This is a genomic window from Micromonospora chaiyaphumensis, from assembly GCF_900091435.1.
GTDB classification, from domain to species: domain Bacteria; phylum Actinomycetota; class Actinomycetes; order Mycobacteriales; family Micromonosporaceae; genus Micromonospora; species Micromonospora chaiyaphumensis.
Genome location: NZ_FMCS01000012.1, coordinates 159,611 through 175,584, shown reverse-complemented (window position 1 = coordinate 175,584; position 15,974 = coordinate 159,611). Strand labels below are relative to the sequence as shown.

Here is a 15,974-nt window from a genome sequence, read left to right as displayed (position 1 = left end):
CGTGCGGCTGACCGACTTCTGGGCGCGGCTGGAGGAGGCGTTCGGGCCGGGCTACGCGGCCAGCATCGCCAGCGACCAGGTGCTGTCCCAGCTCGGCGGGCGGACCATCGAGCAGGCCCTCGCCGCGGGGGAGGAGACGCACGTGGTGTGGCGCGCCGTGGTCGCCGCGTATCCCGACCGGGTGCCCGCGCGACTACGCTGAGCAGCCTTTTCGCCGGTTCCGCGTGTCGCTTGTCGAGTCGTACACCTGTTCGGCTATTGTCCACAGCGGGGTGCTCGTCCACAGCTCGCGGCCCGTCGGCTGGTTTTCTGTCGGACCCAGCGCCTAGCGTGTCCGCGTGACGCGAAGCTCAGGAAAGACGCCGGCGAAGGCAGGGGTGGCAACGATGGCGGCAGGGCCGGACCGGGAGAAGGCACTCGACCTTGCTCTCGCTCAGATCGACAAGCAGTTCGGCAAGGGTTCGGTGATGCGGCTGGGGGAGCGGCCCGTCGTCCAGACGGCGGTCATCCCGACCAGCTCCATCGCGCTCGACGTGGCGCTCGGCGTGGGCGGTCTGCCCCGCGGCCGGGTCGTGGAGATCTACGGCCCCGAGTCCAGCGGTAAGACCACGGTCGCCCTGCACGCGGTGGCCAACGCCCAGCGGGCCGGCGGCATCGCCGCCTTCATCGACGCCGAGCACGCGCTCGACCCGGAATACGCGAAGGCCCTCGGCGTCGACACCGACGCCCTGCTGGTCTCCCAGCCGGACACCGGCGAGCAGGCGCTCGAGATCGCCGACATGCTGGTCCGCTCCGGCGCCATCGACATCATCGTCATCGACTCGGTCGCCGCGCTCGTGCCGCGCGCCGAGATCGAGGGCGAGATGGGCGACAGCCACGTCGGTCTCCAGGCCCGGCTCATGAGCCAGGCGCTGCGGAAGATCACCGGTGTGCTCAACAACACCGGCACCACGGCCATCTTCATCAACCAGCTCCGCGAGAAGATCGGCGTGATGTTCGGCAGCCCGGAGACCACCACCGGTGGTCGGGCGCTGAAGTTCTACGCCTCGGTCCGGCTCGACGTGCGCCGCATCGAGAGCCTCAAGGACGGCACCGACGTGGTCGGCAACCGCACCCGGGTCAAGGTCGTGAAGAACAAGGTCGCGGCGCCGTTCAAGCAGGCCGAGTTCGACATCATGTACGGCAAGGGCATCTCCCGCGAGGGCTCGCTCATCGACGTCGGCGTCGAGCAGGCGATCATCCGCAAGTCCGGCGCCTGGTACACCTACGACGGTGACCAGCTCGGCCAGGGCAAGGAGAAGGCCCGCGAGTTCCTCCGGGAGAACCCGGACGTGGCGGCCGAGATCGAGAAGAAGATCCTGGAGAAGCTCGGCGTCGGCACCGGCGCGGGCGACGCCGCCGGCGGCCCGGAGCTGCCGCCGGTCGACTTCTGATCCCCGGCTGACCCGTGGCAGGACGACGCGCCCGCACGGGGCGTGGCTGGGACGCCAGCCCGCCCCGCACGGGTGACGCCACCACTCCACCGCGGCCGCGCCGCGGCCGCCGGGGCCGGTCCGAGGAGCCTGATGCCGAGGCGACGCCCGCGCCGCCCCGCGACGAGGCCGAGCTGGCCCGTGAGATCTGCCTGCGGCAGCTCGCGGTCCGGCCGCGCACGCGTGCCGAGCTGGCCGGCGCCCTGGCCAAGCGGGGCATCTCCGAGGAGGTCGCCGACCAGGTCCTCGACCGCTACGACGAGGTCGGCATCGTGGACGACGCCGCCTTCGCCCGGGCCTGGGTGAGCAGCCGGCACAACGGTCGCGGGCTGGCCCGCCGGGCTCTCGCCAACGAGCTGCGCCAGCGCGGCGTCGACGGCGAGGTGGCCGGCGCGGCCCTCGACGAGATCGACGAGGAGACCGAGGCGGAGACCGCCCGGGCCCTGGTGGAGCGGAAACTGCGCTCGACCCGGGGCGAGCCCGATGCGGTGTTCCGTCGCCTCGTCGGGATGCTGGCCCGCAAGGGCTACCCGGCCGGCGTGGCCATCCGGGCCGTGAAGGACGCGCTGGCCGCGCAGAGCGCCGAGGCGGCCGAGTTCGCCGAGCACATCGACGCCGACGCCCTGGCCGACGCCGAGCACGACCTCGACCCCGCCGCCCGTCCCCTCGACTGACCCCGTCCGAGCGACGTCAGGATCCACTCCCGCGGAGGTGTGCGGCGTGTTGAAGGCGTGTCTCAACGGCGGGCGGCAGTGGCAGGACCATCCGGCCGTGCCCGTGACGCCCGACGAACTGGCGGCCGAGGCGGCCCGGTGCGCGGCGGCCGGAGTGGCGGCCGTGCACGTGCACCCTCGCGACGCCGACGGCGCCGAGTCGCTCGACCCGGGCGTCATCGCCGCGGCGGTCACCGCGATCCGGGCCGCCCGGCCCGGCCTGCCCGTCGGGGTGAGCACCGGCGCCTGGATCGCCCCCGAGCCCGCCGACCGGGTCGCCGCCGTCCGCGCCTGGACGGTGCTGCCCGACTTCGCCTCGGTCAATGCCCACGAACCCGGCGCGGCGGCCGTCGCGGCCGCCCTGCACGAGCGGGGCGTGCTGGTCGAGGCCGGCCTCTGGACGACGGCGGCGGTCGACGCCTGGCGCCGCTGGCCGGCGCCGACCGGGCGGATCCTCGTCGAGTGCCTGGCCGAACCGGTCGACGTGGCCCTCGCCGACGCCGCCGCCATCCTCGCGGCGCTGCCTGCCGACCGCCCGCCCGTGCTGCTGCACGGCGAGGGCCCGGCGACGTGGCCGGTGCTCGCCGAGGCGGTCCGCCGCGGCCTCGACACCCGGATCGGCCTGGAGGACACCCTGGTCCTGCCGGACGGCAGCACCGCACCGGACAACGTGGCGCTGGTGACGGCGGCCCGCACCCTCGGCGCCCACTGAGCGGCGACCGCGCCTGCTGGAACCGATGATGCGCGCTCGCCGTGCCGCCGATTGCCCGCTCGGCGCTGTGCTCGCCCAGGTCCGTGCCTTCTCGCCCGCCGCCGGTGTGCAGCACCGGGGAGATCTTGGTAGGAAATGGCCCCTATAGGGGCCATTTCCTACCAAGATCTTATGAGCGGAGGGGCGCCGTCGCGAGATCTTGGCGAGTTGGCGTTCGCCTTGAACGGGAGGTCTCCAAGATCCGTCGGTCACCGTCTGAGCGGAGCTGCCGCCCCTCTGGGGGAGCCAACGGTGAAACGCGAATCACTCTTGCGGGAAGTTCTGGTCTGGCGTAGGTGGCGACGAGTCACCCCCGAACCGGGGCCGGCGCGGTCGCGTTACGGCCCCTGAGCAGGTCGGGAACGTGACCGAGGCGGCCGTGCGGGGTGAATTTTGTCCGGCCGTGTCCGGCATCTGGACAGCGCTGAGTGACGCCTCAACTTCTCTCCGTCCGGGTGGTTTGATCATGAGTCCTTGACCGAACGGCCCCTCGCGACCTAGCCTCGCCATACAGGCTCACTTTGCCCGACCAGCGCAGGCTAAGCGCACAACATAGATCGCGTAACAGAACAGCATCACTTTGGCCAGCTACACCGGCCTTTGACGGCAAGCTCCGGGGCGGTGCGCCCGGAGCCGACCCGACAACTGCAACCGGCCGCCGGCGATGTCCCCACGGGGGCACCGCCGACGGAAAGCTACCCACAGCCAGCCGCTCCGGTCGGGCGTCCAGAGCCGCAGGTGCGTGCCGTCCGCACGCCGCCTGCGGTGCCGACGTTCAGGGGAGGCGGCCATGGCGGGGCGGCAGAGGTTCACCGGCGGTCTTCCACGCGCTGCCGGCCGCTCCTCGCCGGCCGACGGCCCCGACTTCCCGGGGGCGGCCGCACCGGCGCGCAGCGGAGCGGCCGCACCGGCGCGCAGCGGAGCGGCCGCACCGGCGCGCAGCGGAGCGGCCGCACCGGCGCGCAGCGGAGCGGCCGCACCGGCCGACAGCGGAGTAGACGCGCCGGCCCGCAGCGGAGCAGGTGCGCCGGACTCGATCGGCGGGCGCCGGTCCGGAGCGCGCGCATGAGTGGCTTCGACGTCGTCATCCTCGCGGTGGTGCTGCTGCTCGTCGTGGTGGTGGTCGGCGCCGTCCTGTTCGGCGTGCGCACCCTGCGGCGGCTGAACTTCGCGCCCGCCCCGGAGGATCCGGCCTTCATCGCCGAGAAGGACCGCCAGGAGCAGTCGCTGGCGGCCCTGCGGAGCGCCGCCGACGAGGCGAACAGCACGATCGACGTCGCGAAGTCGGCCGCCGCCGCGGCCCGCGCCGAGGCGGCCGCCGCGAAGGCCGAGGCGAAGGCGGCCCGGGCCGAGGCCCGGCGGGTGCTCGACGACGCCCGCGCCGAGGCCGACACGGTGCTGGAGCGCGCGCACAAGCAGGCCGAGGCCGACGCCGAGCAGCTTCGTGCCGCCGCCCGGCGCAGCGGCGAGCGGGAGGTGGCGGTGCTCGCCGCGACCACCCGGGAGCAGGCCGCCGAGGTCGAGCGGCGGGCGGCCCGGATGGACGAGCGGGAACGGCTGCACACCGAGGAGGTGGAGCGGCTCGCCGAGCGGGAGCGGCAGCTCACCGCCGCCAGCGCCGCGCTCGCGGCCCGGGAGGCCGGGCTGGTGGAGCGGGAGCAGGCGCTCACCGAGGCGGAGGAGCAGCGCCGCCGCGAGCTGGAACGGGTGGCCGGGCTGACCGCCGACACGGCCCGCGCCGAGCTGGTCGAGTCGATCGAGGGGCAGGCCAAGCGGGAGGCCGCGCTGCTGGTCCGGGAGATCGAGGCCGACGCGCGCGGCACCGCCGAGCAGCGGGCCCGGCACATCGTGGTCGACGCCATCCAGCGGGTGGCCAGCGAGCAGACCGCGGAGAGCGTGGTCAGCGTCCTGCACCTGCCCGGGGACGAGATGAAGGGGCGCATCATCGGCCGGGAGGGGCGCAACATCCGCGCCTTCGAGTCGGTCACGGGGGTCAACCTGATCATCGACGACACCCCCGAGGCGGTCCTGCTCTCCTGCTTCGACCCGGTACGCCGGGAGGTCGGCCGGCTCACCCTGGAGAAGCTGGTGCTGGACGGCCGGATCCACCCGCACCGGATCGAGGAGGTCTACGACCTGGCCCGGCACGAGGTGGAGGAGCTGTGCCACCGAGCGGCCGAGGACGCCCTGGTCGAGGTCGGCATCACCGAGATCCATCCGGAGCTGGTCACCCTGCTCGGCCGGCTGCGCTACCGGACGTCGTACGGGCAGAACGTGCTCAAGCACCTCGTGGAGACCGCGCACATCGCCGGCATCATGGCCGCGGAGCTGCGGCTGGACGTGCCGACAATCAAGCGCTGCGCGTTCCTGCACGACATCGGCAAGGCGCTCACCCACGAGGTGGAGGGCAGCCACGCGATCATCGGCGCCGACCTGGCTCGCAAGTACGGGGAGAGCGAGGACGTGGTGCACGCCATCGAGGCGCACCACAACGAGGTGCCGCCGCAGACCATCGAGGCGGTGCTCACCCAGGCGTCGGACGCCTGCTCGGGCGGGCGGCCGGGGGCGCGGCGGGAGAGCCTGGAGGCGTACGTCAAGCGGCTGGAGCGGATCGAGGAGATCGCGGCCGGCAAGCTGGGCGTGGAGAAGGTCTTCGCCATGCAGGCCGGCCGGGAGATCCGGGTGATGGTCAAGCCGGAGGACGTCGACGACATCGGCGCGGCGGTCCTGGCCCGGGACGTGGCCAAGCAGATCGAGGAGGAGCTGACCTATCCCGGTCAGATCCGGGTGACGGTGGTCCGCGAGTCCCGGGTCACCGAGATCGCCCGCTGACGACAGGGAGGTGCGAAGGGCCGGCCCGGATCACCGGGCCGGCCCTTCGCGACAGGCGGGCGGTCAGGTGGCGGTGCCGGCGACAGCTTCCGTGCCGAGTTCGGTGCCGCCGGCCCCGGTACGGGGGGCGGAGCGGCGGCCCTGGCTGAGCCGGCGCTGGACGAACTGCGCCAGCTTCGACAGCGAGTAGTTCACCGCGATGAACAGCACCGCGATCACGGCGTAGACCTGGATCGGGTTGCCCAGCACACCGATGATCTGCTTGCCGATGTTGAGCGTCTCCTCGTAGCTGATGATGAAGCCGAGCGAGGTGTCCTTGAGCACCACGACGAGCTGGCTGATCAGCGCCGGGAGCATGATCCGGAACGCCTGCGGCAGCAGGATCATCCGGGTGGTCTGGGCGGGCGAGAGCCCGATCGCGGCGGCGGCCTCGGCCTGGCCACCCGGCAGGCCCTCCATGCCGGACCGGAGGATCTCGGCGATGACCACCGAGTTGTAGATGGTCAGACCGATGACCAGGTACCACAGCGTGTCGAAGGTGACGCCGAACTCGGGGAAGCCGCGGGCCACGAAGAAGATGGTGATGACCACCGGCAGGCCCCGGAAGACCTCGACGCAGACCCGGGTGAGCGCGGAGAGCACCCAGCTCAGCCCGCGCAGCAGGTATGCCACCGGCGTCGCCAACCCGGTGAAGCGCCGCCGGGTCAGGCTCTTGAGCTGGATCCGCAGCACGGCGATCAGGGTGCCGACCACGAGGGAGGCGACGATGGCCAGCACGGCGGCGGTCAGCGTGTTCTTCAGGCCGAGGCCGATCCGGTCCCAGACCTGGGAGAAGTTCTCGTTCGAGGGGTCGACCAGCGGCCCCCACAGCTCCATCGAGAACTGGCCCTTGTCGGCCAGCGGCCGGTAGATCAGGAAGTACGCCCCGACCAGCACCACCACGGTGGCGACAAGGCTGCCGATGAGGGTGATCCGCCGCTGGCGGGGACCCGGGACGTCGTAGAGGACGCTGGTCTGCTGGCTCATCGCGCCACCGCCTGTCGCTTCTCGATCCGGTCGAGGAGGGCTCCGAGCGGCACGGTCATGATGAGGTATCCGACGGAGATGCCGATGGCGACGGGGATGAAGGCGTAGCCCTCGGCCCCGGTGAGCTGGTCGGCGGTCGCCGACAGGTCACCCACCACGCCGAAGAAGCCGATCAGCGCCGAGTTCTTGATCATCGCGATGATCACCGAGCCGAGCGGCACCACGGAGGCCTTCCAGGACTGCGGCAGCACCACGTACCGGAGGTTCTGGCCGAAGGTGAGGCCGAGCGACCGGGCGGCCTCGGCCTGGCCGGCGGGGACCGCGTTCACACCGGACCGCAGCGCCTCGCAGACGAACGCCGCCGTGTAGAGCACCAGGGCGATCAGCGCGAAGCGGAAGTACGGGAGGTCCGTGCCGAGCCGGCTGAAGACGGCGTCCAGCCCCGGGATGCGCAGGAAGTCGGCGTTGGAGCCGAGCGCCGGCAGCCCGAAGGCGGCGAAGAACATCACCACGGTCAGCGGCATGTTCCGGAAGACGTTCACGTAGCCGGTGCCGAGCGCCCGCAGCGGCGGCACCGGGGAGATCCGGAGCACCGCCACGACGGCGCCCAGGATCAGGGCGCCGATCGCGGCGAGCACGCAGATCTGGAGGGTGAGCCAGAATCCACCCGCGAAGACGTCGAACTTGTCGATGAGCACACTCACGGGTCGGACTTCCTCCCCACCCTCCAGATCGAACGGATCAGATCAGTAGCGGTTGACGGTCGGCGGGTTGCCCAGCTCGGCGCCGAACTTGCCCGCGGTGTCGTCCCAGGCCTTCTTCCAGCTGCCGTCGCCGAACGCCTTCTCCAGCGTGTCGTTGACGAAGTTGCGGAAGTCGGTGTCCTCCTTCTTCACCCCGATGCCGTACGGCTCCTTGGTGAAGTTGTCACCGGCCAGCTTGAAGGAGGCCTCGTCCTTGGCGATGTAGCCGAGCAGGATGACGTTGTCCGTGGTGACGGCGTCCACCTGGCCGCCCTTCAGGGCGTCACGGCACTTGTCGTAGGTGTCGAAGAGCACCACCTGGGTGGCGACGTCCTTGACGTACTTCTTGATGTTCTCGGCCGGGGTCGAGCCGGTCACCGAGCAGACCTTCTTGGTGCCGTCCTTGAAGGAGTCCGGACCGGTGATGGTGGTGTCGTCCTTCTTCACCAGGATGTTCTGGCCGGCCTCGTAGTACGGCCCGGCGAAGGCGATGCGCTCCTTGCGCTTGTCGTTGATCGTGTAGGTCGCCGCGACCAGGTCGACGGTGCCGTTGACGATCACGTCCTCGCGGACCTTGGAGGGCGTCTCCACCCACTCGATCTTGTCCTCGGGGATGCCGAGCTCCTTGACGATGATCTTCGCGACCTCGACGTCGAAGCCCTCCGGCTTGCCCGACAGCCCCTTCAGGCCGAAGCCCGGCTGGTCGAACTTCGTGCCGATCTTGATCTTCTGGGCCTTGTTGAGCTTCTCCATGGTGCTGCCGGCGGCGAAGGACTTGCTGCCCGCGCCGGTGCCCTCGTCGCCGTCGTCACCACCGCAGGCGGCCAGGCCCAGCGCCAGGGTCGCCGCCGCGGCGACCGCGGCCACGCGCTTGAAACGCATACTCTTCTCCTTCTTCGACGGAGCCACCGGGGGCGGCGCACTCCAACTACGGACGCTCAGTGCGTGAGGATCTTGGACAGGAAGTCCTTGGCCCGCTCGCTGCGCGGGTTCGCGAAGAACTCCGTGGGCGGGGCCTCCTCGACCAGCTGGCCGTCGGCCATGAAGACCACCCGGTTGGCCGCGTGCCGGGCGAAGCCCATCTCGTGGGTCACCACGACCATGGTCATGCCGTCGCGGGCCAGCGAGGTCATCACCTCCAGCACCTCGCCGACCATCTCCGGGTCCAGCGCGCTGGTCGGCTCGTCGAAGAGCATCGCCTTGGGCTGCATGGCCAGCGCGCGGGCGATGGCCGCCCGCTGCTGCTGGCCGCCGGAGAGCTGCGCCGGGTACTTGTCCGCCTGGTTGGCGATGCCCACCCGGTCGAGCAGCGCCAGGCCGCGCTCACGGGCGGCGGCCGGCTTCTCCCGGCGCACCTTGACGGGGCCGAGGGTGACGTTCTCCAGGATGGTCTTGTGCGCGAAGAGGTTGAACGACTGGAACACCATGCCGACCTCGCTGCGCAGCTTGGCCAGCGCCTTGCCCTCGGCGGGCAGCGGGGTGCCGTCGAAGGTGATGGTGCCCGAGTTGATCGGCTCCAGCCGGTTGATGGTGCGGCAGAGCGTCGACTTGCCGGAACCGGACGGGCCGATCACGACGACCACCTCGCCCCTCCCGACGGAGAGCGAGACGTCGTCCAGCACGTGCAGCGGGCCGAACCACTTGTTCACCCCGTCGAGCACGATCAGCGGTTCGCCCGTCGTCACGTCGTCCACCGTCCCTGTCGTCCATATGGAAAAGCGGGGTCGCGAGACCCCCGGTTGGGCAACTGTAGGCGGGGTGATGTGGCAGAACGCAACTCGAATGGTCACGGAGCGGTAACACCGGTCACCGCCGTACCCGTCAGTCCGAATTCCGTCACGAAAAGGGGGTTCCGAATGGCCGTCACGACGGTTCACGGAGATCATGTGGGGATGACATCTGCGGTCCGGCTGACCGATTACGCCCGCGGCGGCGGCTGCGCCTGCAAGATTCCGCCGGGGGAACTGGAGACGATGGTGGCCGGGCTGGCGCCGGCCGTCGGCGCGGCCGATCTGCTGGTCGGCCTGGAGCACGGCGACGACGCCGCGGTGGTCCGGCTGGACGAGCGCACCGGCCTCGTCAGCACCGCCGACTTCTTCACCCCGGTGGTCGACGACGCCTACGACTGGGGGCGGATCGCCGCCGCCAACGCGCTCTCCGACGTCTACGCCATGGGCGGCACCCCGCTCGTCGCGCTCAACCTGCTCTGCTGGCCCCGTGAGGTGCTGCCGCTGGAGCTGGCCCGGGAGGTGCTGCGCGGTGGTCAGGACGTGGCCCGGGAGGCCGGCTGCCACCTGGCCGGCGGGCACAGTGTGGACGACGACGGCCCGAAGTACGGGCTGGCCGTCACCGGGGTGGTCCGGCCCGAGGATCTGATCACCCTGGACGCCGGCCGGGCGGGCCTGCCGCTGTCGCTGACCAAGCCGCTCGGCGTCGGCGTGCTGAACACCCGGCACAAGCGGACCGGGGAGCGGTTCGGCGAGGCGGTCGCCTCGATGGCCCGGCTGAACCGGGACGCGGCGCGGGCGGCGGTGGCGGCCGGGATCCGCTGCGGCACCGACGTGACCGGGTTCGGGCTGCTCGGGCACGCGTCGAAGCTCGCCCGCGCCAGCCGGCTCACCGTGGCGATCGACGCGGCCGCGGTGCCCTACCTGCCGGGCGCCCGGGAGGCGCTGCGCGACGGGTACGTCAGCGGCGGCACCCGGCGCAACCTGGACTGGGTGACGCCGTGGACCGACTTCGGCGGGGCCGACGAGGGGGAGCGGCTGCTGCTGGCCGACGCGCAGACCTCGGGCGGGCTGCTGGTCGCGGGCGAGGTCCCGGGCGGCACGGTGGTCGGTGAGCTGCTGCCGGCGAGCGACCGTCTCGTCCGGGTGCGCTGAAAGCCCGCGCCGTCATACGCGAATCCGGCACCATGTACCGGTGGTTCGCGTCGCGGAGGCGGCACCATACCCGATAAACTGTCACCTTCCCGCTACTCTGGGCAAGGTCGCCCGGGGAAATTCTGCCCGTAATGGTCACAGACCGGTAACTTGCGCCCGGCTGAGGTCATATGCACCCCACCATCGTGAGTAAGGCCCGATCCGGAGGCCGGTGGGACGAGCGCAGCGAGGAGGCGGCATGACCGAGCTGTGGAACTGGAGAATCGACGGCGCGGCGCCCGTGGAGGTCTACCCGGCGCTGGCCGAGGCGCTCGGGCGGGTGGTGATGCCCCTCGCCGTCGCCGACCCGGCCCGACTCCCCGCGTACGCGGTGGTCTGCGACGTGTGGGAGGCGCCCGGGGTGTACGGAACCATGGTCGACTGTTACGGGGTGCCCGAGCGGCTGCCCGAGCTGCCCAGCATCGCGGCGCTGGCCCGGCTGCTGGACCGCAACTGCCTGATGCGCGACGACACCCTCGACGCCGGGCGGCACCTGCTGGTCGCCCCGGACGGCACGATCCGCCCGGTGCACTTCGACGTGGTCGAGACCGACGACGGCGAGGTCCTCAGCGACCAGCGGCTCTGCACCGTGGCGGACCCCCGCTGCCGGGGCTGGTCGCAGTGCCACCGCTCCCGGTGGGCCCCCGACTCGGTCGCCCCGGCCCTCGCCGCCGCCTGACCCGGCGGCGAGGGGCGGCCCCGGCGCAGCGGTCCGAGAGCCGCCGGAGCCGGTGGCGAGGGGCCGCTGCTCCTCGTTCGGTCCGACCCGCCCCGCCGGATACGCTGTGCGGGTCATGACTACCGCAGCCGCGGGCAGCCCGCGCACCTACCAGGTGCGCACGTACGGCTGCCAGATGAACGTGCACGACTCCGAGCGCATCTCCGGCCTGCTCGAACAGGCCGGCTACGTGCGCGCCGCCGAGGCCGACGAGCAGCCCGACGTGGTGGTGTTCAACACCTGCGCCGTCCGGGAGAACGCCGACAACCGGCTCTACGGCAACCTGGGTCACCTGCGTCCCGTGAAGGACAGGCACCCGGGGATGCAGATCGCGGTGGGCGGCTGCCTGGCCCAGAAGGACCGCGGCGAGATCGTCCGCAAGGCGCCCTGGGTGGACGTGGTCTTCGGCACGCACAACATCGGCTCCCTGCCGGTGCTGCTGGAGCGCGCGCGGCACAACACCGCCGCCGAGGTGGAGATCCTCGAATCCCTCGACGTCTTCCCCTCGACGCTGCCGACCCGGCGCGAGTCGACGTACGCCGGCTGGGTGTCGATCTCGGTGGGCTGCAACAACACCTGCACGTTCTGCATCGTGCCGTCGCTGCGCGGCAAGGAGAAGGACCGCCGTCCCGGCGACGTCCTCTCCGAGGTGCGCGCCCTGGTCGACGAGGGCGTGCTGGAGGTGACCCTGCTCGGGCAGAACGTCAACTCCTACGGGGTCGAGTTCGGCGACCGCTACGCCTTCGGCAAGCTGCTGCGCGCCTGCGGCGACATCGACGGCCTGGAGCGGGTCCGGTTCACGAGCCCGCACCCGAAGGACTTCACCGACGACGTGATCGCCGCGATGGCCGAGACGCCCAACGTCTGCCACTCGCTGCACATGCCGCTCCAGTCCGGCTCCGACGACGTGCTGCGGGCCATGCGCCGCTCGTACCGCTCGGAGAAGTACCTGGGGATCATCGAGAAGGTGCGCGCGGCCATGCCCGACGCGGCGATCACCACCGACATCATCGTGGGCTTCCCCGGCGAGACCGACGCCGACTTCGAGAAGACCCTCGACGTGGTCCGCGCGGCCCGATTCTCGTCGGCGTTCACGTTCCAGTACTCCAAGCGCCCCGGCACCCCGGCCGCGACCATGGACGGCCAGCTGCCCAAGCAGGTCGTGCAGGAGCGGTACGAGCGGCTGATCGCCACGGTCGAGGAGATCACCTGGGCGGAGAACCGGAAGCTGGTCGGGGAGACCGTCGAGGTGCTGGTGGCGGTCGGCGAGGGGCGCAAGGACGAGCGCACCGGCCGGATGTCCGGCCGGGCCCGCGACGGCCGCCTCGTCCACTTCGACGCCGGTTCGTTCGCCGGGCAGATCCGGCCCGGCGACATTGTGCACACCACGGTCACCTACGCCGCCCCGCACCACCTCAACGCCGACGGTGAGCCGCTGTCGCACCGGCGTACCCGCGCCGGCGACGCGGCCGAGGCGGGGCGCGCCCCGCGTACCCCCGGGGTGCTGCTCGGGCTGCCGACGATCGGCGCGCCGGCCGCGGTGCCCGCCTCCACCGGCGGCTGCGCCGCGCACTGACCGACCGCACGACGGCCGGGACCGCCCCGTGGCGGCCCCGGCCGTCGTGTTCTCAGCAGGCGGAACCGTTGAGCTTCACGGCGCCCGGCGCGGCGGCCGTGCCGTTGGCCGTGAAGCCGACCGTCACCGAGGCGCCCGGCGCCAGCGACGACGCCCAGCTCGGCGCCGCCGCCGTGACCGTGGTGCCGGACTGGGTGACGGTGGCGTTCCAGCCGCTGGCCAGGGTCACCCCGGACGGCCAGGTCCAGGTGGCCGACCACGGGTTGACCGCGGCGGTGCCGGTGTTCTTCACGGTCAGCTCGCCCTGGAAGCCGCCCTGCCACGCGTTGACCTGCTTGTACGTGGCCGTGCAACCCCCGGTCGGCGCCGGCGTCGTGGGCGCCGGCGAGCCGGTGCCGGTCGGCGTCGGGGTGGGATTGCCCCCACCGGTCGGCGGGATCAGGTAGGGCTGGAGGATGTCCTGCTTGGCCTGGTTGATCGTGGTCCAGTCGTCGTTGGCGATGCCGCCGGTGTCACCCGAGTTCGGGTTCCACGACCAGTAGGTGAAGGACATCCCGGTCACCCCCGTCCCGGTGTACGCCATGAGGTTCTGCAGCCACACCTTGTCCTTCGGGTCCTGGAGCGTGGTGCCGAACTCGCCCATCATGATCGGCGCGATGTTCTGCTTGTGGAGGTAGCCCCAGTACCTGTCCCAGATCGCCGGCATGTTCGCCGGGTAGGTCGGGTCGTCGAACCAGGCCTGGTGGTAGACCGAGGTGGCGTACTCGTGCGGGGAGTAGACCAGCCGGTTGGCCACGTTCAGCCGCACCGGGAACTGCCCGGCCTTCGACAGGTTGCCGCCCCACCAGCCGCAGTCCTCGTCGTTGCTGGGGTCGTTGTCCCAGACGTTCGACAGGCCGCCGCTCGGGCAGCTCACCCCCTCCACGAAGATCAGCCAGTTCGGCTGCACCCCGAGGATCGCGTTGCCGGCCCGCTCGGCGGCCAGCCGCCAGTCCCGGGCGGTGTCGCCGCAGCCCCAGCATGCGCCGGTGGCCGCCGGGTTGGTGCCCTCGGCGTGCGGCTCGTTGTGCAGGTCCGCGCCGATCACCGTCGGGTTGTTCGCGTACCGCTGGGCGAGCATCTTCCAGTCGGCGATCCAGGTGGCCTCGGAGACCGTCGACGTGTACCAGAGCGGCGACTGCCCGGCCGAGGTGGGCCGGTGCCGGTCCAGGATGACCCGCATCCCCTTGCCGCCCGCGTAGTCGATCACCTTGTCGAGGATCTGCAACGGCGAGAGCCCGACCAGGTCCGGGTTGACGAAGTCGTTGATGCCGGTGGCCGTCGCGCCCGGCTTCAGCGCGTCGTTCGAGTAGGGGATGCGCAGCGTGTTGTAACCCAGCCGGGCCATGGTGTCGAGCTGGCCGCGCCACGGGTTGCTCGACCAGAGGCCGTGGAAGGTCTTGTTGTCGGTCTCCATGCCGAACCAGTTGATGCCGGTGAGCCGGACCGTGGCCCCCGTGCTGTCGACGATCTTGTTGCCGCTGGTGTGCAGGTAGCCGGTGCCAGTGCCGGCGGTGGCCGCGGCGGCCGGTGTGGTGCTGACGGCGGCGGCGACGAGGACGCCGGCCGCGGCGGTGGCGAGCGCCGCGAGGGCGCCGCCGAGGGCGGAGGGTCGGTGCATGGGCGAGCTCCACTTCGGATGCCCGCGCCGCGCGAGCGCCGCGGGCGGAAGGACCAGGGGGAGACGGCCCGCTCGTCATCGAGTACGCGGACAGCGCGCGCCGGGCCGTGTCACGTGGACGGCCACTCGCGGGGGTGCACCGGCGACCGTCGACGGCGGGGATCAGCCGTCGGTGCCCTCGTGCCGGTGCCGGAACCTGGCTCCGCCGCCCATTCTGATCAGCCCGGCTCGATGTCGTCAACAGGCTCGGCCGGACAGACGGAAGCCCCCGGTCCCGTCGCGGGACCGGGGGCTTCCGGGACGCGTCCGGTCAGCCGGCCTGCTCGGCCAGCTGGAGGAACTGCCGCTTCGAGGCGAGCGCCTGCTCGGCCTCCTTGATCCGGCGGGCGTCGCCGGCGGCCTGCGCCCGGGCCAGCCGCTCCTCGGCCTCGGCGACCTGGGACCGCATCTGGGCCAGCAGCGGGTTGTCCTCCTTGGAGGTGCGCCGCCACGCCGAGTCCATGACCTCGCGGACCTTGTCGTCCACGGCGCGCAGCCGGCGCTCCAGCCCGGCGGCCGCCTCGCGGGGCACCCGGCCGGCCTCGTGCCACTGTGCCTGGATCTCCCGCAGCTTCGCCTGGGCGCCCTTCGGGTCGCCGTCGACGTCGAGCGCCTCGGCCTCGGCGAGCAGGGCCTGCTTGCGCTCCAGGTTGGCGCGCTGCTCGTTGTCCCGCGCCGAGAAGACCTCGCTGCGCCGGGTGAAGAACTCGTCCTGCGCCGCCCGGAACCGTTCCCAGAGCTTCTGCTCGGCCTCCTTGGAGGCGCGCGGCGCGGCCTTCCACTGGGCCATCAGGTCCTTGAGCTGGTTGGCGGTGGCGCCCCAGTCGGTCGACTCCTTGAGCTTCTCGGCCTCGGCGACCAGTTCCTCCTTGATCCCCTGCGCCTGCTTGCGCTGCTGGTCCAGGGAGGCGAAGTGGGCGCCCCGGCGGCGGGTGAAGCCGTCGCGAGCGGCGGCGAACCGCTTCCACAGCTCACCGTCGGCCTTCTTGTCGACCCCACGAATGGTCTTCCACTCGTCGAGGATCTCCTTGAGCCGGTCGCCGGCGGTCTTCCAGCCGGTCGACTCGGCGGCCAGCTTCTCCGCCTCCTCGACCAGGGCGGTCTTGCGCGCGAGGGCCTCGCCGCGGGCGGCGTCCCGGGCGGCCCGGGCCTCGCCGGCCTTCTCCTCGGCCACGGCGGCCAGCTTGTCGAGGCGGGCGGCCAGGGCGTCGATGTCCCCGACGACGTGCGCCTCGGCCAGCGAGGTGCGGATCCGCCGGATCGTGGTCAGCGAGTGGCCGGCGTCGGCCGCGCCCGAGTTGAGCCGGGCCTCGGTCAGGTCCACCTCCGTCACCAGGTCGGCGAAGCGCCGGGCGAAGTGGGCGAGCCCTTCCTCCGGTGCCCCCGCCTGCCAGGATCCGACCACCCGCTCGCCCTCGGCGGTCTTGACGTAGACGGTGCCGTCCTCGTCCACCCGTCCGAAGGCAGTCCAGTCGCTCATGTGCCCATCCTCGTTCTCCCGGCGTCGACGGGACACCTCCCGC

Annotated in this window: 14 protein-coding genes; 8 read left to right on the top strand and 6 right to left on the bottom strand. The window is 71.9% G+C overall.

From position 1 onward, the window contains the following. The first annotated feature begins 1 nt into the window (after position 1). The 5 genes from GA0070214_RS27555 to rny all read left to right on the top strand — a co-directional run bounded on the left by GA0070214_RS27555 (position 2) and on the right by rny (position 5,768). On the top strand, positions 2 to 202 hold the full coding sequence (locus GA0070214_RS27555) for a DUF3046 domain-containing protein (RefSeq protein ID WP_073832642.1): 201 nt from the start codon (positions 2 to 4) through the stop codon (positions 200 to 202). Positions 203 to 386: 184 nt separating this feature from the next. Then, positions 387 to 1,433, top strand: a complete 1,047-nt coding sequence (gene recA / locus GA0070214_RS27550; protein ID WP_091269420.1) for a recombinase RecA — start codon at positions 387 to 389, stop codon at positions 1,431 to 1,433. 14 nt (positions 1,434 to 1,447) lie between these two features. Then, positions 1,448 to 2,146 carry a regulatory protein RecX gene (locus GA0070214_RS27545; protein WP_091269419.1) on the top strand — a complete coding sequence of 233 codons (699 nt, stop codon included), beginning with the start codon at positions 1,448 to 1,450 and terminating at the stop codon, positions 2,144 to 2,146. 46 nt (positions 2,147 to 2,192) lie between these two features. Next, positions 2,193 to 2,897, top strand: coding sequence for a 3-keto-5-aminohexanoate cleavage protein (locus GA0070214_RS27540; RefSeq protein WP_091269418.1), 705 nt, complete (start codon positions 2,193 to 2,195; stop codon positions 2,895 to 2,897). 1,104 nt (positions 2,898 to 4,001) lie between these two features. After that, entirely contained in the window at positions 4,002 to 5,768 is a 1,767-nt protein-coding gene (gene rny, locus GA0070214_RS27530; RefSeq protein ID WP_091269417.1) for a ribonuclease Y, read from the top strand. 63 nt (positions 5,769 to 5,831) lie between these two features. Here the strand turns inward: rny and GA0070214_RS27525 are convergent, their stop codons facing one another. The 4 genes from GA0070214_RS27525 to GA0070214_RS27510 are packed head-to-tail and all read right to left on the bottom strand — an operon-like array spanning position 5,832 to position 9,231. After that, positions 5,832 to 6,794, bottom strand: coding sequence for an amino acid ABC transporter permease (locus GA0070214_RS27525; RefSeq protein WP_091269416.1), 963 nt, complete (start codon positions 6,792 to 6,794; stop codon positions 5,832 to 5,834). Continuing rightward, a complete protein-coding gene (locus tag GA0070214_RS27520; protein ID WP_091269415.1) occupies positions 6,791 to 7,498 on the bottom strand; it encodes an amino acid ABC transporter permease in 708 nt (235 codons plus the stop codon). The genes GA0070214_RS27525 and GA0070214_RS27520 overlap by 4 nt, the downstream gene beginning before the upstream one ends. Positions 7,499 to 7,540: 42 nt before the next feature. After that, the gene (locus GA0070214_RS27515; RefSeq protein WP_091269414.1) at positions 7,541 to 8,419 is read right to left on the bottom strand and encodes a glutamate ABC transporter substrate-binding protein; all 879 of its coding nucleotides are present in this window, start codon (positions 8,417 to 8,419) and stop codon (positions 7,541 to 7,543) included. A gap of 56 nt (positions 8,420 to 8,475) precedes the next feature. Further along, on the bottom strand, positions 8,476 to 9,231 hold the full coding sequence (locus GA0070214_RS27510; RefSeq protein ID WP_091269413.1) for an amino acid ABC transporter ATP-binding protein: 756 nt from the start codon (positions 9,229 to 9,231) through the stop codon (positions 8,476 to 8,478). Between the two features lie 198 nt (positions 9,232 to 9,429). Here GA0070214_RS27510 and selD point away from each other — a divergent pair, with 198 nt between their 5' ends. From selD to miaB, 3 genes are all read left to right on the top strand, one after another. Then, complete coding sequence (gene selD / locus GA0070214_RS27505; protein ID WP_091269412.1) at positions 9,430 to 10,419, top strand: selenide, water dikinase SelD; 990 nt, start codon at positions 9,430 to 9,432, stop codon at positions 10,417 to 10,419. A gap of 238 nt (positions 10,420 to 10,657) precedes the next feature. Then, entirely contained in the window at positions 10,658 to 11,137 is a 480-nt protein-coding gene (locus tag GA0070214_RS27500) for a hypothetical protein (RefSeq protein WP_091269411.1), read from the top strand. A gap of 115 nt (positions 11,138 to 11,252) precedes the next feature. Beyond that, entirely contained in the window at positions 11,253 to 12,752 is a 1,500-nt protein-coding gene (miaB, locus tag GA0070214_RS27495; RefSeq protein ID WP_091269454.1) for a tRNA (N6-isopentenyl adenosine(37)-C2)-methylthiotransferase MiaB, read from the top strand. 52 nt (positions 12,753 to 12,804) lie between these two features. Here the strand turns inward: miaB and GA0070214_RS27490 are convergent, their stop codons facing one another. Together GA0070214_RS27490 and GA0070214_RS27485 are read right to left on the bottom strand one after the other, a co-directional pair. After that, on the bottom strand, positions 12,805 to 14,412 hold the full coding sequence (locus GA0070214_RS27490) for a cellulase family glycosylhydrolase (RefSeq protein WP_091269410.1): 1,608 nt from the start codon (positions 14,410 to 14,412) through the stop codon (positions 12,805 to 12,807). A gap of 310 nt (positions 14,413 to 14,722) precedes the next feature. Then, positions 14,723 to 15,931 (bottom strand): DUF349 domain-containing protein, encoded by a 1,209-nt coding sequence (locus GA0070214_RS27485; protein ID WP_091269409.1) that lies wholly within the window; start codon positions 15,929 to 15,931, stop codon positions 14,723 to 14,725. Positions 15,932 to 15,974: the final 43 nt, after the last annotated feature.

Coding starts and splice junctions, on each gene's coding strand:
- recA (WP_091269420.1), top strand. CDS start 387: ATGGCGGCAGGGCCGGACCGGGAGAAGGCACTCGACCTTGCTCTCGCT.
- rny (WP_091269417.1), top strand. CDS start 4,002: ATGAGTGGCTTCGACGTCGTCATCCTCGCGGTGGTGCTGCTGCTCGTC.
- GA0070214_RS27525 (WP_091269416.1), bottom strand. CDS start 6,794: ATGAGCCAGCAGACCAGCGTCCTCTACGACGTCCCGGGTCCCCGCCAG.
- GA0070214_RS27515 (WP_091269414.1), bottom strand. CDS start 8,419: ATGCGTTTCAAGCGCGTGGCCGCGGTCGCCGCGGCGGCGACCCTGGCG.
- selD (WP_091269412.1), top strand. CDS start 9,430: ATGACATCTGCGGTCCGGCTGACCGATTACGCCCGCGGCGGCGGCTGC.
- GA0070214_RS27500 (WP_091269411.1), top strand. CDS start 10,658: ATGACCGAGCTGTGGAACTGGAGAATCGACGGCGCGGCGCCCGTGGAG.
- miaB (WP_091269454.1), top strand. CDS start 11,253: ATGACTACCGCAGCCGCGGGCAGCCCGCGCACCTACCAGGTGCGCACG.
- GA0070214_RS27490 (WP_091269410.1), bottom strand. CDS start 14,412: ATGCACCGACCCTCCGCCCTCGGCGGCGCCCTCGCGGCGCTCGCCACC.
- GA0070214_RS27485 (WP_091269409.1), bottom strand. CDS start 15,931: ATGAGCGACTGGACTGCCTTCGGACGGGTGGACGAGGACGGCACCGTC.